The organism is uncultured Tenacibaculum sp. (genome assembly GCF_947502995.1).
Taxonomy (GTDB): domain Bacteria; phylum Bacteroidota; class Bacteroidia; order Flavobacteriales; family Flavobacteriaceae; genus Polaribacter.
This window is the reverse complement of sequence record NZ_CANNBW010000018.1, coordinates 46,366-68,427: the sequence shown is the minus strand read 5'-3', so window position 1 is coordinate 68,427 and position 22,062 is coordinate 46,366. Positions and strand designations below refer to the sequence as shown.

The 22,062-nt window shown below is 29.5% G+C and carries 22 protein-coding genes and 1 tRNA gene; 6 read left to right on the top strand and 17 right to left on the bottom strand.

Translation table 11 applies throughout. The features are described from left to right. Window positions 1-67: 67 nt before the first annotated feature. The 14 genes from Q1A46_RS15315 to Q1A46_RS15250 form a co-directional block, all read right to left on the bottom strand. Window positions 68-829 (bottom strand): RDD family protein, encoded by a 762-nt coding sequence (locus Q1A46_RS15315; RefSeq protein WP_299680625.1) that lies wholly within the window; start codon window positions 827-829, stop codon window positions 68-70. A gap of 156 nt (window positions 830-985) precedes the next feature. Further along, entirely contained in the window at window positions 986-1,609 is a 624-nt protein-coding gene (locus Q1A46_RS15310; RefSeq protein WP_299680623.1) for an SMI1/KNR4 family protein, read from the bottom strand. A 158-nt stretch (window positions 1,610-1,767) separates the two neighbouring features. Beyond that, window positions 1,768-1,917 carry a hypothetical protein gene (locus Q1A46_RS15305; RefSeq protein ID WP_299680621.1) on the bottom strand — a complete coding sequence of 50 codons (150 nt, stop codon included), beginning with the start codon at window positions 1,915-1,917 and terminating at the stop codon, window positions 1,768-1,770. A 1-nt stretch (window position 1,918) separates the two neighbouring features. After that, the gene (locus Q1A46_RS15300) at window positions 1,919-2,560 is read right to left on the bottom strand and encodes a hypothetical protein (protein WP_299680619.1); all 642 of its coding nucleotides are present in this window, start codon (window positions 2,558-2,560) and stop codon (window positions 1,919-1,921) included. Window positions 2,561-2,589: 29 nt separating this feature from the next. Then, window positions 2,590-2,958: a hypothetical protein gene (locus Q1A46_RS15295; RefSeq protein ID WP_299680617.1), complete on the bottom strand. Its 369-nt coding sequence runs from the start codon at window positions 2,956-2,958 to the stop codon at window positions 2,590-2,592. Window positions 2,959-3,103: 145 nt separating this feature from the next. Next, complete coding sequence (locus tag Q1A46_RS15290) at window positions 3,104-4,003, bottom strand: hypothetical protein (RefSeq protein WP_299680615.1); 900 nt, start codon at window positions 4,001-4,003, stop codon at window positions 3,104-3,106. Window positions 4,004-4,159: 156 nt separating this feature from the next. Continuing rightward, the gene (locus Q1A46_RS15285; protein ID WP_299680613.1) at window positions 4,160-4,468 is read right to left on the bottom strand and encodes a hypothetical protein; all 309 of its coding nucleotides are present in this window, start codon (window positions 4,466-4,468) and stop codon (window positions 4,160-4,162) included. 190 nt (window positions 4,469-4,658) lie between these two features. Continuing rightward, a complete protein-coding gene (locus tag Q1A46_RS15280; RefSeq protein WP_299680610.1) occupies window positions 4,659-5,126 on the bottom strand; it encodes a hypothetical protein in 468 nt (155 codons plus the stop codon). Between the two features lie 85 nt (window positions 5,127-5,211). Next, a complete protein-coding gene (locus tag Q1A46_RS15275; RefSeq protein ID WP_299680607.1) occupies window positions 5,212-6,309 on the bottom strand; it encodes an SMI1/KNR4 family protein in 1,098 nt (365 codons plus the stop codon). Window positions 6,310-6,450: 141 nt separating this feature from the next. Further along, the gene (locus tag Q1A46_RS15270; RefSeq protein WP_299680604.1) at window positions 6,451-6,924 is read right to left on the bottom strand and encodes a hypothetical protein; all 474 of its coding nucleotides are present in this window, start codon (window positions 6,922-6,924) and stop codon (window positions 6,451-6,453) included. 393 nt (window positions 6,925-7,317) lie between these two features. After that, window positions 7,318-8,559, bottom strand: a complete 1,242-nt coding sequence (locus Q1A46_RS15265; RefSeq protein ID WP_298767681.1) for a serine hydrolase domain-containing protein — start codon at window positions 8,557-8,559, stop codon at window positions 7,318-7,320. Window positions 8,560-8,745: 186 nt separating this feature from the next. Next, window positions 8,746-9,045 (bottom strand): type II toxin-antitoxin system RelE/ParE family toxin, encoded by a 300-nt coding sequence (locus Q1A46_RS15260; protein WP_066757883.1) that lies wholly within the window; start codon window positions 9,043-9,045, stop codon window positions 8,746-8,748. After that, window positions 9,038-9,289, bottom strand: coding sequence for a type II toxin-antitoxin system ParD family antitoxin (locus Q1A46_RS15255; RefSeq protein WP_299680597.1), 252 nt, complete (start codon window positions 9,287-9,289; stop codon window positions 9,038-9,040). Before Q1A46_RS15255 ends, Q1A46_RS15260 begins: the two co-directional genes overlap by 8 nt. 149 nt (window positions 9,290-9,438) lie before the next feature. Continuing rightward, window positions 9,439-10,545 carry a tyrosine-type recombinase/integrase gene (locus Q1A46_RS15250; protein ID WP_299680594.1) on the bottom strand — a complete coding sequence of 369 codons (1,107 nt, stop codon included), beginning with the start codon at window positions 10,543-10,545 and terminating at the stop codon, window positions 9,439-9,441. A gap of 410 nt (window positions 10,546-10,955) precedes the next feature. Here Q1A46_RS15250 and Q1A46_RS15245 point away from each other — a divergent pair. After that, a tRNA-Met gene (locus tag Q1A46_RS15245) sits at window positions 10,956-11,028 on the top strand. Window positions 11,029-11,217: 189 nt separating this feature from the next. On the opposite strand, the gene Q1A46_RS15240 is transcribed toward Q1A46_RS15245, so the two are convergent. The 3 genes from Q1A46_RS15240 to Q1A46_RS15230 form a co-directional block, all read right to left on the bottom strand. Beyond that, the gene (locus Q1A46_RS15240; RefSeq protein WP_299680591.1) at window positions 11,218-11,871 is read right to left on the bottom strand and encodes an outer membrane beta-barrel protein; all 654 of its coding nucleotides are present in this window, start codon (window positions 11,869-11,871) and stop codon (window positions 11,218-11,220) included. A 176-nt stretch (window positions 11,872-12,047) separates the two neighbouring features. Next, entirely contained in the window at window positions 12,048-13,202 is a 1,155-nt protein-coding gene (locus tag Q1A46_RS15235; protein ID WP_299680588.1) for a serine hydrolase, read from the bottom strand. An 89-nt stretch (window positions 13,203-13,291) separates the two neighbouring features. Continuing rightward, window positions 13,292-14,527: an AraC family transcriptional regulator gene (locus tag Q1A46_RS15230; RefSeq protein ID WP_299680585.1), complete on the bottom strand. Its 1,236-nt coding sequence runs from the start codon at window positions 14,525-14,527 to the stop codon at window positions 13,292-13,294. A gap of 418 nt (window positions 14,528-14,945) precedes the next feature. Between Q1A46_RS15230 and Q1A46_RS15225 the strand changes: the two genes are divergently transcribed. From Q1A46_RS15225 to Q1A46_RS15205, 5 genes are all read left to right on the top strand, one after another. Further along, window positions 14,946-16,463 carry an aspartate aminotransferase family protein gene (locus Q1A46_RS15225; protein WP_299680582.1) on the top strand — a complete coding sequence of 506 codons (1,518 nt, stop codon included), beginning with the start codon at window positions 14,946-14,948 and terminating at the stop codon, window positions 16,461-16,463. Then, complete coding sequence (locus tag Q1A46_RS15220) at window positions 16,460-17,782, top strand: lysine N(6)-hydroxylase/L-ornithine N(5)-oxygenase family protein (RefSeq protein ID WP_299680579.1); 1,323 nt, start codon at window positions 16,460-16,462, stop codon at window positions 17,780-17,782. Before Q1A46_RS15225 ends, Q1A46_RS15220 begins: the two co-directional genes overlap by 4 nt. Before the next feature lie 108 nt (window positions 17,783-17,890). Beyond that, on the top strand, window positions 17,891-19,066 hold the full coding sequence (locus tag Q1A46_RS15215) for an MFS transporter (RefSeq protein WP_299680576.1): 1,176 nt from the start codon (window positions 17,891-17,893) through the stop codon (window positions 19,064-19,066). Between the two features lie 3 nt (window positions 19,067-19,069). Next, window positions 19,070-21,484 (top strand): GNAT family N-acetyltransferase, encoded by a 2,415-nt coding sequence (locus Q1A46_RS15210; RefSeq protein WP_299680573.1) that lies wholly within the window; start codon window positions 19,070-19,072, stop codon window positions 21,482-21,484. Between the two features lie 2 nt (window positions 21,485-21,486). After that, entirely contained in the window at window positions 21,487-22,062 is a 576-nt protein-coding gene (locus Q1A46_RS15205; RefSeq protein ID WP_299680570.1) for a GNAT family N-acetyltransferase, read from the top strand.

The following is a 22,062-nucleotide window of genomic DNA, read 5'->3' as shown; positions in this document are numbered from 1 at the left end:
CAACGTTGAGTATATGAAGCGTAGCATCCCGAAGGGTGCTATGATTTCATATACAGTGTTAGCACCTTTATTTATTCATTTCTATGAGTTTCCATTCTCCATTCGGCTCTTTCGTCAAGTAAACACTGATATTCAAATCTTTTTCATTCCCAAGAACTTTTATTTCCAATTGAGCCTGTCCATTTCCATTTGAAATATTTACACTTCCAGTTGGCATCATTCCATACCCTTTTATCCCACCTGTTTCATCTAATATTTCCTGATTTTGTTCAATTTCCTGTACCGCAACTTTATATGCGTCAGAATTTTTCATAGCTGAACCAACAAATAAAAATGTGAATGTGTAAAAGGCGATTCCAACTCCAGCTAATGCTAAAATCCTTGGTAGTTTTGAAGGTTTATTTGGGTTTTTAACGACTATAGTTTTTGCTGTTTTGTCGCCAAGCCTTTTCTTTTCTTGACTTGAAGCAAGAACGATAAATTCAACTGGCCAAATTAGGATAAACAAATTTCGAACAAGTAATCTGCCAAAAGAAGGGATATCATATGGATTATTAGCATCTCGTACCATAATTCCCATAATCCACTTCCCAACACTAATTCCTTTAATTGAATCTTTAGCGAAATAAAGTAGAAATCCAGGAAGCATAACCGCTAACATTGTAGATGTCATTTTTCCTATATTATTTTCATCCATAAAATTAGGTCCGAGAGCTAAAAAGACAATTGAAACCATAAGGAATGTCATCACAAAATGGTCAATCATAAATGCCGCTATTCTTCTTTTTCTACTTGATAGATTTAACTGTTGTTCTAATTCTTCGTTCATTGTTGTTTTTTATTGGTGCTAACGTTTTGTGTATTGTTATTTGCGATTTTTTGTTTGTAAAGTTAATTAAAAGTGATGGACTTTTGGTTTTGCGAGATTTGTCCGAAGGATAAATCCGCAAGCAATTAACTATACACTTTGTTGTACTGCGTTTTTTTATCCTAAACCTAATTTATTTTTCTTATCTAATTCTCGAATTACTTCATTCTTGCATTTTGTTGCTATTCGAATCCATTCTTTGAAACTATTTACTTTGTAATATAATTTTCCATCTTTAATATTATAAAAAGCAAGAGGCCATTCTCCATTTTCATCTGATTGAGAAGTCAACCACACCCAAGCTCCACCATTTGAGTTTTCAGTCATTAAACATAATAAACTATCTTTTTTATAAATGCCGAAACCATCAGAGGGAACTTCTTTACCTAATTTTTTTCGAAACTTTCCAATCCAATGTATAGCTCCGAATTCTATATTTATACCATTGATTGGCTGGTCAATATGATATAGAGATTCAGCTCCGTTTCCAAATTCTTGAAGGAACACTTTATAAGAATCAGGAAGTTTAATATTCATATCATTTTCCAACTTATTTATTTGCTGATTAGTAATTTTAGAATTGATATTTTCGTGATATTTTAAGTCATCTTTTAAAATTCTAATTAACTCTTGCATTTCTATATCTGACTTTGATCGTTCGGTAGAGTTATTTTTATCCGTAATTGAATTACAAGACATCAGTAATAATATAATTAAAATGTATTTTGATAGAATTTTCATTTCGCTCTTTAAATGCAGTACAACGTATTTGTGTATGATTTTTTGCGGGAAAAGGACGCGAGTTCTTTTCCGTTGATGTGGAAAGGTAATTAATAAGATTGAATTTCCAGTGAGGAAATTCAGCCGCAATTAATTATACACCTTGTTGGCTGTAGTTTTTACTTTTTTGTACTATTATTTCCGTTTTTTCCTTTATCAATAGTAGATCTTTGAGAAGGACTTGTTGATGGAATTTGTCTAGAGCTATTACCTGAATTATTATTCGAATTGTTGCTGCTAGAATTCCCGTTATTATTACTCTTAGCCATTTTAGTTACAGTTTGTAATTAATAAATTTACAAAAATTATTAAAGTTAAAACTCCCGCGCTCAAAAAAATAATACTTAATCCAGTTTTCAAATTTTTGTTTTGTTCATTTATTGTAATCTTGTTGTCATTGAATGAGTCCCTGTTTATTCCAATTTCAAAAAGGTAAATTTCATCCTCTGATTTTTCTATTAAAGATTGAAACTCATTAAAGTTTATTCCATGATAAATTTTTCGTGGAAACAATGCTTTAACTAAAAAAAACAATCCTATTAAATTTAAAATTATTGGAATAAAAAATATTAGAATCCAAACAATTGACAATTCAAATTTTTCAAACAAAGAAAAAGCTAATGGAATAAAAAGAGATGAAATTGAAATGAAAGTTCCAGCTTTACTATTATTTGTATCAACAGAATTTATTTGGTCTGTTAGTAATTCTCTAGATTTTAAAGCGAGTATTTGACAATTATTATCTTTTTGAAAGTTCTCTTTATTTTTCTTCTTTTTTCCCATTTCCTTGGTTCGAATTACAGCCAACGTTTTGTGTATTGTTATTTGCGATTTTTTGATTGTAAAGTTAATTAAAAGTGGTGAACTTTTGATTTTGCGAGATTTAGTCCGAAGGAATAAATCCGCAAGCAATTAATAATACACTTTGTTAGCCACTGGTTTTATTTATAATAATTATGAATGTCTATAATAGTATCATTCCCTTTTTTATAAAAACTATATTCTCTAATTATTCCAATAGTAGTCTCGTCAACATCAATTCTTTTTTTTATCAGTCCAGAATCTAATTTAATATTAGTAGTGTATTCTAACGAGTAAATTCCAACAGCATTAAAATAGTCTAAGAAACTATTAATCGGTTTTTCAGTTAGAATAAATGATTTAGGTATTTCAGAAATTCCTTGTTTTGTTCTTTCAGAATTATATTTCTTTCCATATTCTTTATGATTAATGTTATTATAACCAGATATAAATCCTGAGGATAAGTACACAGTTATAAATATCAGAATAAAGATTATGTTTTTTTTCATTTTTAGTTTTTACTTGTGGCTAACGTATTTGTGTATGATTTTTTGCGGGAAAAGGACGCGAGTTCTTTTCCAATGTAGTGGAAAGATAATTAATAAGATTGAATTTCCGGTGAGGAAATGCAGCCGCAATTAATTATACACCTTGTTAGGGCATGTTTTTTTTATTCATTATCATAGTTAGTCTATTACCATCTTTTGCAACTAAACCTTCAAGGTTTATTCCATATTTGTCAGAAATTATATCCATAAACTTTTCTCCATCTTCTTCTTTAATTATTTCAGCTTTATTAAGATTTACAGTTGGACAAAATAACACTCCAAATTTTCCTTCTGGGAAGTGAATTGCTATTGCAGGTTTTAGTAAATTGAAAGACCTCATATAAAGTGCTAGAAAGGCACCTTTTTCTGGTCCGCCAAAAGGAAGAATTTGACTTTTATTTTGTTCAGTAATTTTAATTTCTGCAGGCGCGAAAGATACCTCACCACTCATCTCATAAATAAAACAGTATTGCTTAATTTGTTTTTGATAAACTGTTTCGATTGATAAACAGAAATCAGCAACATCTTCAATATTTTCATTTTTTATAACTTGTTTAAAAGCATGATTTATTTTTGAAGATTCTTTTTTATCGGTTTGATCTGAATGATAATATTCTTGAAATTTACTAAATGCTTTTTGATTTCCAATCCAAGCGTTTTGTTGGTTTTGAAGAACATTTTTATTAGAAACTTTAATAATTATTCTTTTTCCCTTATCGAGAGAAGCTATTATAAAATCAGTTTCATTATTTGAGTCAATATTTGCTTTAAGACATTCAAGTATTAATTGTTGGAAAGAAAAAATCTTATTACTATAAAATAGCTCGAGTATTTTTTCAGCATAATGAATATTTCCAGCAAATGATAAGCTCAGAAAAGGATTTAATATTAAGGATTTTAAATTCCCAGTAAGAGGATTATTTCTCACTGAATTTTTATCGGTAACTTTCGAGTCAGATGCGATATAAATTTTTTCTTCTACTTGTCTACATATTACTAAAGTCATTTTTCTTTTTCAAATTTGCCCTAACCGTTTTGTGTATTGTTATTTGCGATTTTTTATTTGTAAAGTTAATTAAAAGAGTTGAACTTTTGGTTTTGCGAGATTTGTCCGAAGGATAAATCCGCAAGCAATTAACTATACATTTTGTTGGCAATTGTTTTAATCCATTCCAATTAAGAGTTTTGCTTTTTCGTGATCAGGAAAGTTGTTTTCAAGCTTTAAAAAACTATCAATTTCCTCAGCCCAATTATTTTTCTTAGAAATTTTATTGAAAATTATAGCTAAAATATCTTTGTCAATTTTTAAATTTCTTAAATGATCGGGTAAAATATCCAGAGAACAAAATAGAGATAGGCATAAATTATATAGATCTTTATAAGTTACCAAATCAGGAAGATTTAAAGTCAAGAAATTATATAGTTTTATTGAGTCAATTGTTTCAAATCCAGATATTTTTTCTTTTTCCATTTTTATAAAATTATTGCCAACGTTTAATATATGTGTCGTAGCAGAGCAAAATGTTACCCCGCTTTTTGATTTTTCTGCGCATTGGTTGCGAACTTTAACTTTTTGCAAGCATTGCGCCTTACCAAAAAAACAACAACCTTTCGATTGATCGCTTAAATGCTATGATCACATATATGTTGTTGTGGCCAGTTTATTTATTTAATCTTGTTATCATAATCATAATATTCCATAGAGAGAATAAGTCACTTCCTTTTTTCGTAATAAAAACCGTTTCTTTCCCGTCAAATTCAGTGACTAGCAATTCGCGTTCGTTGCGTTTATTAATTTTTTTGAGTTTAGTTTCACCAGCTTCTGCTTTTTCGAAATATTCTTTCCGATTTTTAGAATCCACATCTTCAATTGCATCTAATTTTACAGAGTTGAGTTTTGTTCCATCATACCCAATAATTCTTTTTGTTCCCAATGCTGTCCAATTATTCTTTGAATCCGTAAATAGTAAGATTATTTTTCCGCTATCTTTTTCGTCAAAATGATTTAAGTATTTCATTTTGACTTCGTCAGTCAAGTTCTCAAATAAAAATGCATTTTTATTCGGCAGATTATGTTGAGAAGCTCTCCACTTAATTCTATCTTCTATAAATTCGACTGTTTTTCGCATTCAGTTTAATTGGCTACAACGTTTTGTGTATGGTGTCGTAGTATCCTGAAGGGTGCTATACACTATACACTTTGTTAGCTCTAGTTTATTTTTTAAATAATTTACCTAACCAACCTTTATGATTTGATCCATTAATGATTTTTTCAATTTCTTCGCTGAAGATCCAATCTTCTGGGTTGTAGTTTCCTCTTTTTTTATCGTAATCAATATAATCATTGTAACCTTTATTCAGTTTTATAAGTTTTGTTTTAATATCCACTCCATTACTATCAGTTACAGATAAATTAATGTGAATTTTTGATTTTAAAATTTTATCAATCAATTCATAACCTACTTTATGATCGTGCATTGATGTTGCTGTCGCATAGTTATGAATTGGGAACCTTCCTTTGTAAGGTTTGTTTATATCTTCGTTATATTCACTAATCAATAATTGAATTGTCTCATAGTTATTACAAGAGTTTAATAAACCTTCTGTTTTTCCTCCTTGAGAAAGAATATGTTTTAAAAATCGGTGGTTATGAACATATGTTTCCACAACGTTTTTATATCCATCATCTTTGGGAAAATTAGGATCTCCATATTCTTTCAAGACTTCTTTGAACCGCTGAAAACCTAATTCAGGATTTTGAACAGTATCGAATAGGAAATAGTCAAAAACTTTAGAAGATCTCTCTAGTTTTGGAGGCGAATATTCTTCGATTTCATCATCACCAAAATCATAAAACGATAGAGAATCAATAAAATCATTAAAAGAGTTAGTGTCAAATTTCACTAATCCATCTCCATCCGAATAACAAGTAGCGTAAATTTGCCCCTTTTCTTCATTACCAAGATAGATGTGATAGCAGCCTCTTTCCGCAATAGCTATGGTTAGTAGCTTTTCAATATTTATTGGATACTTTTCACCATCATACTCTTTAATATATTCGTTATCTGAATACATTACTTTGGTCTGTTTTTGCATAATTAAGTCTTCAACACTCAAAAACCTTTCAACAGCCCATACTCCCATATTAGTATCAGCTTCTATTGTTGGAACATCGGGATAAATGGTACAACCATTGTGTTTTTGAAGAAATGATCTATATTCATTAGGTAAACTAGTACCCAATAAGCTTTCTAGTTCTTCAATTTTTTTCGGTGAAGCTTCCGGTTCATCATTATTTATATGTATATCCATCTTTCTTCAATTAGAGCTAACGTTTTGTGTATTGTTATTTGCGGTTTTTAGTTGTAAAGTTAATTAAAAGGTGATAAACTTTAGATTTTGCGAGATTTAGTCCGAAGGAATAAATCCGCAAGCAATTAACTATACATTTTGTTACCAGACGTTATGGGTTTTACATTTATTATTTTTTAGAAAGTCATAACCTTTGTGTTTAAGGTAAGTTCCTCCATATATTTTCAATTTTGTTTTTGTCAATTTTTCAATTTCTATAGTATCATTTCCAGATAAACTTATAAATTTCATCATAGTTTTTCCATCAAATTTTGTTAGTTCTATAAAAGGAGCGGAAGTTAAGTAGTTAAGCGTTTTAGTCTTTTCGTTTTCTTTGTTATAGAAAATGGTTTCCCAACGTGTAGAGTTGCTTTTACCAATAAATTCTAACCATATTATTTCATTAGAATCTACTTTGTTTTCATGAATCCAAAATCCTCTTAGATTTTCACGTACAGAGTCTAATTTACTTAAATCAATTTCATAATCATTTTCCACAATAATTAAATCCCGTTTTGGATTTGAACATCCAGCAAGTAAAAAGTTCAAAATAGATATGTAAATGATTAATCTCAAATTTCAATTTTTAAATATAATGTATGGTAACGGTCTTGTGTATGAAACGTAGCGTGTAAAAAGACAAGTACTTTTCGGATTAGCACAAAGCCGAATTTTTATATTTTGTTTTTAACTTATCAATCATAAAAGCCAAATTTAAAAATTTGGCGGTCTTTGCAAATAAGCAAAAACCTTTGGGTTTAGCACTCACCTGCTATGTTTTATACACCTTGTTGCCAACCGTAATTCAACTTTAATTTGATGTAAGGCGGTTTTATTCATTTTTTTGAAATTCCTTTATTTTATTCTAGACGTCGTTATTTTCTGTGTTCTATTCAAGTGGTTACTTTATTAGTAAATGCTTATAGGTATAGATATTTGATCTACTAAATATATCCTTTGCAGGTCATTTTAATCAAGATCAAAAAGTCCAGATTTAGAAAGTTGTCGAGCAATAATATGCAGTTGATTACTTTCACGATCAGTATTGGCAGTTCCATAAAATGCAATGACTAGATCTTTAGATGGAGAAATGTAAAGACCTTGACCTCCATGCGCACCCTTATAAAAATCGCCATCCTCATATACTTCACCCCATTGATAACAGCTGTATTTCTTTTCTTCCAAATCCCTTGATTTATCTAAGTCTTTATTAACATCTCGAATTTTAAACAAGTGAGCATCAGAAATGATTGGATTAGCACTCTTTCTACCACTAGGCGTAAATGAAAGACCAAATCTAGCAAGATCTCGAAGTGTTGTTGACATACCATCAAGATATGAAAGAGAGGTTCCGTTTTTATTGATTGCTAAAAGGGCGCTATGTTCAGCGCCTATTTTGTCCCATATTTCCTGTTCTACAAAATCACGAAAGGTAAGACCACTTGCTTTTTCGACTAGTAATGTTAACACTAAAGCATCAGCATTCGAAAATTGGTATTCTGTTCCTGAAGGCTTAACAGATTTTGCAGTGGTTAGATCTTTAATTGGGTTATAACTTGGTTTATATATTTTCATTGAACTCGGATCAATTCCAGAGCTATTATTAAGAATATCTATTACTGGTACACCTTCCCAACCTGAGTTTTTGAAGGCATCAAAGTAATAATCAATGGGTTTACTAGTATCGATTAAACCTTTATCTTCTAAAATTGCAATTGAAGAACTAACAAAGACTTGCGTTATTAGCATATTAATATGCAAATCTGTTGGAAACATTCTCGGATAGCCTTCAAAAACAATTTTGCCTTTATGAATTATAATTAAGCCATTAACTTCTACTTGCTGCACATAGTCGTTTAACGATAATCCACCTCCTTTTTTTAAATCCGTTGTGGTTATAAAATTTTTTACATCATCTCTTGGCGTTTCTTCAAGAACTCTTGGTGTGTCTGATTTGAGTATACGTGAATGATTTCCTATTTCTGAGAAGTTTAAATAAAAATACCGCTCTGTATCTCCATATACAGTCCAATTCCCACCTTCATAAATATGTTTGTGGAATGCGTAAATCTCTTCTTTAGTAAATCCAGAATAATTATACGTTTCATATTTTGGACTTGTATTGCTTAAGATGTCACTGTCTTTTTTTTCTTCTTTTTGACAAGATTGAAAAAAAACTATCACTAAGAGGACAGAGATACTTTTTCTCATATTTATAGATTTTTAATTGAATTATTTATTTTTTGGTCTTATGGTTGGCAACGGTCTCGGCTATGGATAGTTGCGTGGTTTAGTTACTAATTTAGCAAAAGTTCACGAACCAGAGGAAAATCCGTAGGATTTTCCGAGTAGGCACGAACCAAGCAATTATTTATAGCCATTGTTGGGTGTAGTTTTTTATTCGGTTATTCTATTTTTTAAATCCATTTGTCCGTGTAAAATTCTCGTAATTTCAATCGGTAGGTTAATTCGTTTTCGGTAAAAAATTATATGCCGGCTTGTTTTAAGTCCGAATAAGTCATTGGTTATTCCCTCGTAATTTTTTCCTAAATCAGGATTATTAGCAATGTCTTGACAACTATCTAATAGCAAGTTATAATATCTATCAGCTTGTTGTTCAGACCACTTTTCAATTGTGTATTCCCAAATTCCAGTTAAATCTTCAACAGCTTTGTTGGTCAGTTCATATTTAGCCATTCTTTTTATGTCTAGCTTTTAATTCCTGAAGATGTTTTTCTGGATCAAAATCGTGTGCAATCCCACTGTCAATTCCTTCTTGGATTGCATTTCTCAAAGCAATGACTTTACTTTCTTCGTTTTCTAAAAGACGTAGTCCAGCTCTAATTACTTCACTTACGTTTTTGTATCGTCCAGCAGAGACTTGGCTGCTCACAAATTGGTCAAAATAATTTCCGAGTGATATTGATGTGTTCTTACTCATAATTCAAATATTTACTCAAAAGTACCAAAAATTGGTAAGTTTTCCAAATTACACCCAACTTGTTTATATACGCATAAAATACGTCGTTATACACCCGATTTAGAATAAAATCGACGTATTTAGTTGCGGTTATACAACAAATATAAAAGTTAAATATTGAAATCGTCAAAAGGATTTTTTATTTTCTGTAGGCTAATTGTACTAACATGTGTATAAATCATTGTTGTTTTAGGACTGTTATGACCAAGTAATTCTTGAATGAAACGAATATCTGTACCATTTTCAAGAAGGTGTGTCGCATAACTATGGCGCAAAGTATGTAGTGTAACATTTTTATTAATGTTAGTTTTGTTTAAAGCTCGTTTTAAAACTTGTCTTGCACTTGTTGCGCTGTATGTTGCATTTTTTTGTCCTTCAAATAAATATAATTTGGGGTTATATAGAGAAAAATATTTTTTCAGAAGATCAATCATCGTGAGTGATATGGGAACAAACCTATCTTTTCTTCCTTTTGCAGATTTTATGTGAAGTAATTTCCGATTTAAATCAATTGAATTTATTCTTAGGTTTAAAGCTTCACCAATTCTTAGTCCACAAGAATAGATTAAACTTAAAAGAGTTTTATGTTTAACATTTTTAATAGAAGTTAAGATAAGTTTTATATCGTCAAGACTTAATACTTCAGGAAGTTTTTTGCTTTTTTTAGGTCTATTTAAATTTTGTAAATCTAAGTGCTTGTTGTTGTTATAGCTGTAAAAAAGCTTAATTGCGTTAATTAATTGATTTTGAAATGTAGAAGAGAAATTATTTTTAATAATATACTGATCGTTAAATAACTCAATATCTTTTACGTTAATTTTATCAATGTCTTTTTGAGAATGAAACCTAAAGAAAAGTTTAATCATTGATATGTAGGTTTTAATAGTGTTATTACTATATCTCATTTGAATTAGCCATCTTTTAAATAAATCAATAGAGGAAATAATTTCAGAATTTAACTGTTTAGATAAATTGTAATTAGGGAAACCGTCTTGTAACTTTTTAAAATCAACATGGTAATTATTTTTACGTAAATAAATACAAAAATTATTAGCATTCTCTTTAGAGAAAGGGAGATAAAATGTTTTATAAGTATTACTCCACTTAACCAAAGGATACTTCTTTATATATTCTTTTACATTATAATCATATTCAAAATCAACTTTAATTTGATTCTTATTTTTATGATAAAGTTTTGATAAGTGAATTTTACTCATAACAAAAAGACTTATAGTGAGATAAGTCTTTTAAAGTTAAATAAAATATATTAATCAATATAAATGTGTATTTTCTACTATATTTGACAACAAATTAAAGTTTAATTACCGTAAACAATATCGTAAACGATTTGATTAGTTTTTGATGTTTAAAAGCGTGAAAATAGGCATTCCTTCGAACTCATAACCCGAAGGTCACAGGTTCGAGTCCTGTTCCCGCTACTAAAGTTAAAAGCTTCACTTTTTGTGAAGCTTTTTTTGTTTCTTAAAATGAAGGTTGACATGCATGTTAATAATAACTTGGTGAATTTTTTAATGAAGTAATTTTATCAATTATTAATTTTTGGAAAATAAAGTTATTTTTTATTTGGATTTTATTAGAAAAAAGATGTATTTTTGCCGTCCAATATCGCGGGATAGAGCAGTAGGCAGCTCGTCGGGCTCATAACCCGAAGGTCACAGGTTCGAGTCCTGTTCCCGCTACTAAATTTAAAAGCTTCACATTTTTGTGAAGCTTTTTTTGTTTCTTAAAGTTTGTTATTGGTAAATATTGCCTTTAAAAATGGCGATCTGAAATGTAGGATTGTTAGTTTTCTATGTTTCTGATTAAATGTTTTTCTGATTTGGATATTATTACTTGAATGTTTTATTACCTTGTATTGGCATCAGCAATTATTTAAATCTATATCCAATTGTCAAATTTATAGTAAAAGTATCTACGGTTACTTCTCCACCATTTGGACTACTTTCAGTTTCCCAATTTGCGACTTTTGTAAAATCTAAATAGTAATCTGCTCTCAATCCAAGTTGAAAGTTTGAAATGTCATATTTTAATCCTCCACCAAAAATTAACCCAAGAGATGTACGTTTTAACTCATTAATATTTTCAAGACTTTCAAAATGTTTGCTACTATTTACTAAATAATCAAATCGAGGTCCGAAACTTATAAATGGAGACAACCTCTCTTTTATTTTATATTTGAAATCAATCGTAGTATTGATTGATAAATAATCCAGTGATGGTTTTTCTGTAACTGTCTGTCCAGTAAATTCTCCAAATTGGTCGGTAAGTTGAATTTCATCTTTACCACCCTTTCTAATCATTCCAATGTTACTTGAAAGATTGAAATACTGTTTCTCGAGATAATTTAATCCAGCAAATATGGAATATCCAATCAATGTTTCATTATAAAATGGATTGTCATTAATCCCTGATAGTTTCCAATTAAGTTTTGATATCGATGTTCCTCCTTGAATTTTTAAAGTTTGTCCATTTATAATAATAGTAAAAGTTAATGCTATTAATAATAATCTGGTCTTTTTCATATTTATATGTTTTGTTTACAAGTTTTTAGTTGAGGTTTTTTGTGGTTTACAGAGGTTAGTGATCAATTTAGTACTAACTTTAGAAATTACGACGGATTCAGATTTAATTGAATCCGTCATAATTGTGGTTAAATATCATCTTTATTTTAAAGATTATAGTGTCTCCGACAAATATTTCAATAACTTTTCACTTTTTCTTTATTGAATTTTAATTCAATTAAAAAATTAGTAGCCATTGGAACTATTGTTTCATGATATTCTTCTACATTACTTAATATTAATACTCCAATTTCATTGTTTTTATCTATAAAAAGTATTGAAGAAAAACCACCTGTACCACCATCATGTTGTAATAAAGAAAAGCCTTCATGATCACTAATTCCCCACCCTAAACCTACATGCTGATCTGTTTCTTTTTTAAATGTTTTTTGTTGTGGTAGATTATAGATTACATCATCTTCAAAGTTTTTACGAATAAATTTTTCCATATCGTTAACAGAAGACTTTATGGATCCTGCTGCGGTTACGGTTTCGGCAAAATTCCAATGTATCTTAATATTTCCGTTAATATCTCTTGGTTCTACTAATCTAGAAGTGTCAACGTTGCTAAGTAATGTCGTACTACTGTTCATACCTAACGGGTTAAAAATAATATCTTGTAATAGCTCTTCGTAGGTTGTATTTCGTTTTCTTGCTAAAGAATATCCTAAAATACCTGTGGCTATATTAGAATATTCATAAACAGTACCACTAGGATTATTAAGTACGACATGATTTTGTAAATAACTTTTCAAATTTTCATAAGTATAAACCGCATAGAGATCTTCTGGATTAAAACCTATTATTTCATTAACATTATTTGGCATCCTAGGTATGCCAGAAGTATGATTTGCCATTTGCTTAAAAGTAACATTTCCCACTGCTAATAGAGGAAAATCAAATTGCTCTTGTAAAGTTTCAGATAAGCTAGCTTCATTACTGTTTATCATGCTTGATAGGCATATACTAGTAAATACTTTAGTAATTGAGCCAATTTCAAATATACTATTTGTATTATCTTTTACCTTTAACTCTCCATTCTCTCTAATAACTCCAATATATTCGGTTTTATCTCCTTTAATTAGTGCGATAGCTACTTGGGCTCCTTCAGGTAAATTTGTTAAATTACTTTCTAAAATATCAACATATTTTTGATTACTAATTTGATCTGATAATGATGAATGTGGAATAGGATCACTCTTTTTACAACTTACAAGTAGTAAAACCATAAATATTTTTAAAATTGTAATTGTTTTATAAGTTGTGTTTTTTTCTTTTTTTAAAACTTTCATTACTATAGATTTTTAATTTTTCTACAGCAAAACTCTATAAAAGATGTAAGTAAGAGGTTTTAAAAAGACCGAATCGTACAAATTGAAACTTATTTTTGCATATTTTTATAAGCGTTTGGAGTCATACCTGTAATTTTTTTAAACGAATTATGAAATGTAGATTTTGAAGAAAAACCACATTCAAGTCCAATTGCTAATAAGCTATACTTTTCAAACTCTTTGTTTAAAATAATCTTCTTAACATCTTCTACTCTATATCGATTAATGTAGGTAGTAAAATTACTCCCTGTTTCAGAGTTGATAATTTGAGAAAAATAATTAGGACTAATACCTAGCATTTTAGCTACTTTATTTCTATCTAATGTATTATCTCTATATATTTTTTCATTTAAACAAAGATCTTCTAATCTTTTGAAATAAATATTTTCTTTTGATAAGGTAGGAGTATATTCATTAATCTTAAATTCTTGTTTATGTGATTCTATGTTTAAATTAGTTATAGTTACTTTTAAATCTTCGTTATTGTTTGTTACATTGTTATAAGATTTTGGTAACGAAGATTTTTCTTTTATGTTTTCAAATTTATTAGCGTTAAAAAATTTATTGGTAAGTAGAGCTCTAACTTTTTCCCTGTCGCTTTTTAATTTCAATTTATAAACTCCAGAATAAGCAATCCAATGAATAAATAGCGTTCCAAATAGAGCTATTAATTGTATTATACTTGCTGTCAAATCAACTACGAATGGACTTATGACGAATAAAAGCATTACCATTACCAATAAAAAAAGTTCAAATTTCCATAACTTTAACAACCATTGCTTTTCTTCTTTATAAATAGAAAGTTTTATGTATTTGTATGTTTTAATTAAACAATACGGAATAAAAGAAAGAGTAGTAATATATAATAAACCAATTAAAAGGAATGCTAGCAACATATTGGTTTCATTTAGATCTTCAAAATCATTAAAGAAATAATTAAAAAAAGCCAATACTATTACAATAAAAGCTGTAGGTATAAACAGCCATAATAATTTTTTAGAATTTCTTTGAGGCGATTTTACCTGATGAATTACAAAAAGTAATATAAAAGTTGGAAATAGTAATAGAGCGTCTAATGTTTCTATGACTTTAAGGTAAGGAAACAGTTTATATGAATTAGAAATTTCTAATATTATATCTAACAAAACCCATGATGCAGAAAAAAGAGCATAAGCAAGAAACTTGTTAGATTTACTTTTAAAAAAAGGTGATTTTAAAAGTAAAAAACCAATAATCATTCCTTGAAATATAGCAATACTGAAAAGTATTATTTTTATTAATAACATTAATGAAATTGAATATATAGTTATGTGTTTATATTATACTTTTTACCTTAGTTAGGAGCCTTTTCCAATTATATAAAAAGTTTAAAGCAATTTTCACAAAAGTAAATATTAAAAATTAGTTTTATTGTTCATTACAAACAGCTATTATTAAATGATTAATTTTCATTTACCAATTTGAATTAAGGTTGTTTTTAGTGTTTTATACTTCGTATTAAGAGATATTTCTTTTGTAATAATTAATGAGTCTTTAAAAAAAGCTTTAGAAGAAGCAGATTTAAAAGGTGTAGAAATAAAACCTTTCCCAGTAGAATTTGAATATTTGTAGATTATAATCACGTCTTTTTTTATCCTTAATTCGTCACTAAAATTTTTTAATCTCTGAATAATTTTGCTTCATTATTAAGACTAAATAAAAATAATGTTTATAAATGAAGCTCCTCCTTTTAAAGAATTATCATTAAACAATTATTTATTTAATGATGAATCTTTACAGTTATATGAAGATTATGTTTCAAAAACTTTAGGATATATTCAGAAGTTTTTAGGAACAAGAAAATTCTATAAAGGAGACAACCTCGAAGAAATTCATGAGAATAAATTAAAAGCTCGATTAGTTGATGTTTATAACTCAAAATCAATTGATAAAGCTTTACAGGAACTTAATGATTTATACATAAATCATGCAATACGTTTTCATAACCCAAATTATGTAGCGCATTTAAATTGCCCAATAACATTACCGTCAATAGTTGCAGAGCTTATAGCAACAACAGTAAATACAGCGGTAGAAACATGGGATCAAAGTACTTCGGCAACGTTTATAGAGCAAGAAGTAATTCGTTGGATTTGTAATGAGTTCTGTTTCGATACAAACTCAGATGGAGTGTTTACAAGTGGAGGAACACAATCGAATTTTATGGCGTTGTTAATGGCAAGAGATCATTATGCTTTTGAAAATTTTGGAATTAATATTAAGCAAAACGGATGGTCTGAAGAAGTAAATAAATTCAAGATTTTCTGTTCAGAGAAATCACATTTCAGTATTCAAAAAAATGCAGCTTTATTAGGTTTAGGTTACGATGCTGTAATTCCTGTTAAAGTAGATGAAAAAATGCGAATGGATACTGAAGCTTTATATGTAGCTATTGAGAAAACCAAGCAAGAAGGAAATATTCCTATTGCAGTTGTTGCTACATTAGGAACTACAGATTACGGAAGTTTTGATCCATTACAAACTATAGGGAAAATTGCGAAAGAGCAAAACATGTGGTTGCATGTAGATGGCGCATATGGTGGATGTTACATTTTAACTGAAACACATAAACATCATTTTAAAGGAATGGAAATGGTAGATTCTGTAACTGTCGATTTTCACAAAACGTTATTCCAACCTGTAAGTTGTAGTGCTTTTTTAGTAAAGAATAAGCAGCATTTTCAATATGTATCATATTATGCAGATTATTTAAATCCGCTAGAAAATAAAGACAAAGAGCGTCCGAATTTAATTGAAAAATCAATTCAAACAACCAGAAGATTCGATGCTTTAAAAGTGTGGTTAACCTTAAAAACTTTAGGAACAAAAACTATTGCTTCATACTTAGAGGAAGTACATTATTTAGCAAAACAAGTGTACATGCATTTAAAAGAGAATCCGAATTTTGAATTAGCTCATGTTCCAGAATTAAGTACTGTTGTTTTTCGTTATAAAAATTCTGAAGCAGCACACGAACCTACTCACGATGATGTGAATTTATACATTAAAAATAAACTATATACATCAGGAAAAGCTTCTGTAGCAAGTACAAAGTTAAACGGAAACATCTATTTGAAATTTACACTTCTTAATCCTAAAAATACAATAGAAAATCTATTAAATATTGTGAAAATGATTGAAGAAACAGGAAAACTATATCAACCAAAAACCGAATTATTATGAGTAAGAATGTAGCAGATTTTATAGCCGTTGGAGTAGGACCTTTTAATTTAGGTTTAGCTTGTTTAACTGAGCATATAGAAAATTTGAATGGTGTTTTTTTAGATAGAAAAGAAAAGTTCGATTGGCATCCAGGAATGTTGTTAGAAGATACCACATTACAAATTCCTTTTATGGCAGATTTGGTAACATTAGCCGATCCTACAAATGAATTTAGTTTTTTAAATTATATCAAACAGAAAGGAAGAATGTATTCTTTTTACATTCGAGAGAACTTTTTGTTATTAAGAAATGAATACAATCAGTATTGTCAGTGGGCTATTAGTAAACTAAATAATATTCATTTTAATACAGATGTAACTCATATCGATTACGATGAGAAAGAGAAAGTTTATGTAGTCACAGCAAGATGTACAAAAACACATGAAATAAAAATTTATAAAGCTAAAAAGTTAGTTTTAGGAACAGGAACTCCACCTTACATTCCAGAATGTTGTAAAAAACTAAAAGGAAAAGCTGTTCATTCTTCAGCATATTTAGATCATAAAGAAAGTTTACAAAAACAAAAGAAAATTACGGTTTTAGGAAGTGGGCAAAGTGCTGCTGAAATTTTTCATGATCTATTATTAGAAGCAGATACAATTGGTTATGAATTGAATTGGATTACACGATCTCCGAGATTCTTTCCTCTAGAATACTCTAAGTTGACATTAGAAATGACATCTCCAGAATATGTAGATTATTTTTATGATTTACCTAGTGAAAAAAGAGACGATTTAATTAAAAATCAGAAACATTTATACAAAGGAATAAACAGTGATTTAATCGCTGCAATTCACGATACTTTATATACGAAACGAGTAGTTGCAGAAGATAAGTTGAAAGTTTCTTTAAGAACAAACACTGAACTTATTGAAACTAAATTACAAGACAACACAGTTCAATTAGAATTACATCAAGTTGAGCAGGATAAATACTTCCAACACGAAACTGAAGGATTGGTGTTAGCAACAGGATATTCGTACCAATTACCAGAATTTGTAAATGGAATTTCAGATCGAATTCAATGGGATGCAAAAGAGCGTTTTGATGTAGCACGTAACTATAGTGTAGATAAAAATGGTAACGAAATTTTTGTACAAAATGCAGAATTACATACTCATGGTTTTGTAACTCCAGATTTAGGAATGGCAGCTTACAGAAACTCATACATTATTAAAGAAATGACAGGAGCAGAATATTATCCTATCGAGAGTAAAATTGCTTTTCAACAATTTGGTGTGAGTCAAGAAGAAGAAATTCTAATGAATGTAATCAATTAGTAAATATGTAATTCGTCGTTACTAGTGAAATCAAAATGAAGCAATCTATCATCAACCAAGTAGATTGTTTCATTCACTAGTAAAAACGACGAAATTTTGAATAAGCAAATGAAATTAAAAAACTTTTTGATTTTAATGACTTTAGTTGCTGTTGTCAGTGATTATTTGTTACATCCTTTTTACCCACAATTTTTTGAATTGCGTTTTGGTGTAAAAGATCCAGAAATGGTTGGTTATTACTTTGCTGCAATTTGCTTCATGGTAATGATTGCTTTTCCTTTTTGGGCATATATTTCTAAGAAAGTTTCAGAGTTAAATATATTAGTTTATACTCAGTTTGTAGCTGGGATTTTAGCCTTGTATTGCTTTTATACCAGTTCATATATCACTTTTTGGATAGTTTCTTTAATTATGATTTTATTTAAAGGAAGTTACCTTTTAGTGTATCCTTATATTTTAAAAATAATAACAAAAGAAGAACATCCAAAAACCATTGGATTGTTATCTGTTGTTGTGCATTTAGGTGGGATTTTAGGTGCAGTAATTGGTGGGTTAACTGTAGATTTAATTGATCCTAGAAATATCTTTTTAATCATGGCTGCTGGAGATTTTATACAGATGGGAATGAGCGGATATTTATTAAAAAGCGATAAGTATGCAACGGGATTAATCGTTTCAAAAGAAGTCAAGACGGAAAAGAAATTAATTCCTAAAGGTTTCATTTTGAAATTGGGATTAATAACACTGATTTTATATTTCAGTGATTTCTTAATCAGACCGTTTTTCTCATTGTATTGGGAGAGCTTTTCAGCATATAAAACCAAGTTTATATCTGGAACAGTGTATGCAATTCCTGGCTTTGTTGCCTTAATCACACTTTGGATTAACAACAAAAGAAAAACTCAAGATGGTTACAAAGGTATTATCAATGCACTTTGTATAGCTTTAATCGGACTTTTTCTTCAAGGAATTCCTTCCGATGCTTTTGTAATTGTTGGAAGAATAATTTACGGATGGGCAATTTTCCAAGGAGTTGTAAAATTTGATATTCTTTTATTCGAATTAAGTACTCCAGATTCTTATGCATTAGATTATAGTAAGATTCATTTTTTTCAAAATTTAGGAGTACTAATAGCTTCATTAAGTGTAGGTGTTGTTGTAGATAAATTTAGTTTACAAATTCCGTTCACCATTGCTTTAGTTGGATTTGTGATTACACTAGTTTTATACTTCTTCGTATTTAAATCTGTGAGAGTAACTCATAAAGAACTCGCTAAAACTTAAGTTATGAGTAAGAAAAAAATAATTTTTGAAAAGAAGTATGATTCAATAGGTCAGATTAGTATACGATCTTTTGATGTGAAAAATGACAGTGAGTTTTTACATTCTTGGGTAACAAAAGAGTATGCCTTTTTTTGGGGAATGCAAGATGCTACTTTAAAAGATGTAAAAAAGGAATATAAAAAATTGACAAAACCAGAACATTATGATGTTTTTGTAGGAGAATATAATAATGAGCCTGCTTTTGTACTAGAACGTTACAATCCAAAGCAAGATATAATTGGGGATTTCTACAACGCTAAACATAATGATTGTGGAATACATATTATCGTAGCTCCACCAGCTGAAACTAAAATTCCAAATTTTACTTGGTTTATGTTTAGAGCAATCATGGATTTCATCTTTTCTAATGATTCTGTTTATCGAATATTAGTAGAGCCAGATATTCGAAATAAAAAGATGTTTGCGCTTTGTGAGCGTATAGGTTTTCAACTTGGTGACATCATCGAATTACCACACAAAACTGCTCAATTAGCTTTTTTAACAAAGCAAAATTATCAGCAAAAAATAAAAACACTTTTACCTTCAAAAAGAAGTAGTATGAATACTATAGATAATGTGGTTTCTCCACAACAATCAACACAACATATACAACCAAAAGTTTGGCGACAAGCCAATCGATTATTAATAAAAAAAGCCTTATGTGAGTTTTCGCACGAGTTACTAATACAGCCAGAAATCATTTCTAATTTAGATAAGGGATTTCATCATTATAAAGTTTACGGCGATCAGAAAGAAATTCGATATGAATTCTATGGAAAACCTATGGCTATGAATCATTTTTTAATTGATGAGTTTTCAATTAAAAAGTTCAAAAAGGATGAAGAAGTAGCTTTAGACGCTATCTTTTTTATTAAAGAATTTAGAAAAGCTTTAGGTATTGCAGATGAAAAAATGCCTGTATACTTAGAGGAAATCATTAGTACTTTATACGGAAGTGCTTATAAAATCACAAAAGGTAACCCCACAGCAAAAGAATTAGCAACTGCAGATTTTCAAACTATAGAACAATCGATGACTGAAGGTCATCCTGGTTTTGTTGCCAATAATGGAAGAATAGGTTTCGATAGTACAGATTATCGTTCGTATGCGCCAGAAGCAGGAAACTCTTTTTCATTATTATGGTTAGCTGGTCATAAAAGTAAAGCTGTTTATTCTGCGTTAGAAAGTTTGCCTTACGAAAAGTTAATTCAGCAAGAATTAGATGCTACAACTATCGTTAAATTTAATAATACAATTTTAGAAAAAGGACATCGACCAGAAGATTATCTATTCATTCCGATTCATCCATGGCAATGGTTTAATAAGCTAGCAAACATTTTTGCACCAGAAGTAGCTAAAGGAGATTTAATTTGTTTAGGATATAGTCCAGATCAATATTTAGCACAGCAATCAATTCGTACATTATTTAACATAATTAATCCCCAAAAATTCTACACCAAATCTGCTTTGTCAATCTTAAATATGGGCTTCATGAGAGGTTTACCACTATATTATCTTGGAACAGCTCCTAAGATGGCAGTTTGGTTGGAGAATTTATTGTACAACGATGCTTTTATAAAAGAAAACGGATTCAGAATGTTAAGTGAGATAGGATCCGTAAGTTATGTAAATCCTTATTTTGAAGAGTTTGGGCCACATAACGATTATAACAAAATGTTAGCATCATTGTGGAGAGAAAGCCCGTACTCAGTTGTAACAAAAAATCAAAAGCCAATAACTATGGCGGCTTTACTCCACATTGATCATCATGGGAATGCTTTATTACCAGAAATGATAAAAAATTCAGGAATTTCAATCGACGATTGGATTAGAAAATATTTAAAAGCTTATTTGAGTCCGATGTTGCATTGTTTCTACTATTATGATTTAGTGTTTATGCCTCATGGAGAAAATATTATTTTAGTTTTAGAGCATAATATCCCAGTATATGCTTTATTAAAAGACATCACAGAAGAGGCTTGTGTTTTAAGCGAAGATGTAGAGTTACCAGAGCACTTAAAACGTATGTATGCTCCTGTACCAGAAGATGTAAAATTACTTTCAATCTTCACAGATATGTTTGACGGGTTCTTTAGATTTTTAGCTCCGATTTTATTTGAACATGCACAATATTCAGAAGAACGTTTCTGGGAGTTAGTTGCAGAAAATGTAACAGAATATCAAGTGCATTTTCCAGAATTAGAAGAAAAATTTAAAAAGTACGACATGTTTGCCGATGATTTTAAACTATCATGCTTAAACAGATTACAATTAAATAATCATAAACAAATGATTGATTTAGATGATCCTGTAGCGTTACTTCAATTCGCAGGCGATTTAGAAAATCCAATAGCACTATTTAAAACACAAACTGTATAGAAATGATTTCAACTGATACAGTAATTTTTTCGAAAGACATTCCTGATGTAGGAAAAATGAGCATTCGTCCTATCAATTTGGAAGAGGATATCAATTTTCTTCATCATTGGGTAACTCAACCTTATGCAAAGTATTGGGGAATGTTAGGTCAAACTATTGAAGAAGTAAAAGAAGCTTATCAAGAAATAGAAGATAATGCTAATCATCATACTTTCATCGGTTTGTTGAATAATGTTCCTGTCTTTTTGATGGAACGATACAAAGCTCAAGAAGATGAAATAGCAGCACATTATAATGCTTTACCCAATGATTATGGTATGCACATTCTCGTGGCTCCAGTAGAAAAAAGGATTCCACAATTTACATGGTATGTGTTTTCTACAATTATGGAATATTTTTTCAGCTTGCCTTTTGTAAAAAGAGTTGTAGTTGAACCAGATAAGAATAATGAGAAAATTCATGTATTAAACAAAAAAGCAGGCTTCATTTACGATAAAGATATTGAGTTATCTCATAAAATTGCTTCCCTTGCTTTTTGCACTAAAGAATCATTTCAAGAAGCCATAAATAAGATATAA

What these genes read in the sequence shown, in the direction of transcription:
- Q1A46_RS15315 (WP_299680625.1), bottom strand. Translation starts at nt 829, where the DNA reads ATGAACGAAGAATTAGAACAACAGTTAAATCTATCAAGTAGAAAAAGA.
- Q1A46_RS15310 (WP_299680623.1), bottom strand. Translation starts at nt 1,609, where the DNA reads ATGAAAATTCTATCAAAATACATTTTAATTATATTATTACTGATGTCT.
- Q1A46_RS15305 (WP_299680621.1), bottom strand. Translation starts at nt 1,917, where the DNA reads ATGGCTAAGAGTAATAATAACGGGAATTCTAGCAGCAACAATTCGAAT.
- Q1A46_RS15295 (WP_299680617.1), bottom strand. Translation starts at nt 2,958, where the DNA reads ATGAAAAAAAACATAATCTTTATTCTGATATTTATAACTGTGTACTTA.
- Q1A46_RS15290 (WP_299680615.1), bottom strand. Translation starts at nt 4,003, where the DNA reads ATGACTTTAGTAATATGTAGACAAGTAGAAGAAAAAATTTATATCGCA.
- Q1A46_RS15285 (WP_299680613.1), bottom strand. Translation starts at nt 4,468, where the DNA reads ATGGAAAAAGAAAAAATATCTGGATTTGAAACAATTGACTCAATAAAA.
- Q1A46_RS15280 (WP_299680610.1), bottom strand. Translation starts at nt 5,126, where the DNA reads ATGCGAAAAACAGTCGAATTTATAGAAGATAGAATTAAGTGGAGAGCT.
- Q1A46_RS15275 (WP_299680607.1), bottom strand. Translation starts at nt 6,309, where the DNA reads ATGGATATACATATAAATAATGATGAACCGGAAGCTTCACCGAAAAAA.
- Q1A46_RS15265 (WP_298767681.1), bottom strand. Translation starts at nt 8,559, where the DNA reads ATGAGAAAAAGTATCTCTGTCCTCTTAGTGATAGTTTTTTTTCAATCT.
- Q1A46_RS15260 (WP_066757883.1), bottom strand. Translation starts at nt 9,045, where the DNA reads ATGGCTAAATATGAACTGACCAACAAAGCTGTTGAAGATTTAACTGGA.
- Q1A46_RS15255 (WP_299680597.1), bottom strand. Translation starts at nt 9,289, where the DNA reads ATGAGTAAGAACACATCAATATCACTCGGAAATTATTTTGACCAATTT.
- Q1A46_RS15250 (WP_299680594.1), bottom strand. Translation starts at nt 10,545, where the DNA reads ATGAGTAAAATTCACTTATCAAAACTTTATCATAAAAATAAGAATCAA.
- Q1A46_RS15240 (WP_299680591.1), bottom strand. Translation starts at nt 11,871, where the DNA reads ATGAAAAAGACCAGATTATTATTAATAGCATTAACTTTTACTATTATT.
- Q1A46_RS15235 (WP_299680588.1), bottom strand. Translation starts at nt 13,202, where the DNA reads ATGAAAGTTTTAAAAAAAGAAAAAAACACAACTTATAAAACAATTACA.
- Q1A46_RS15230 (WP_299680585.1), bottom strand. Translation starts at nt 14,527, where the DNA reads ATGTTATTAATAAAAATAATACTTTTCAGTATTGCTATATTTCAAGGA.
- Q1A46_RS15225 (WP_299680582.1), top strand. Translation starts at nt 14,946, where the DNA reads ATGTTTATAAATGAAGCTCCTCCTTTTAAAGAATTATCATTAAACAAT.
- Q1A46_RS15220 (WP_299680579.1), top strand. Translation starts at nt 16,460, where the DNA reads ATGAGTAAGAATGTAGCAGATTTTATAGCCGTTGGAGTAGGACCTTTT.
- Q1A46_RS15215 (WP_299680576.1), top strand. Translation starts at nt 17,891, where the DNA reads ATGAAATTAAAAAACTTTTTGATTTTAATGACTTTAGTTGCTGTTGTC.
- Q1A46_RS15210 (WP_299680573.1), top strand. Translation starts at nt 19,070, where the DNA reads ATGAGTAAGAAAAAAATAATTTTTGAAAAGAAGTATGATTCAATAGGT.
- Q1A46_RS15205 (WP_299680570.1), top strand. Translation starts at nt 21,487, where the DNA reads ATGATTTCAACTGATACAGTAATTTTTTCGAAAGACATTCCTGATGTA.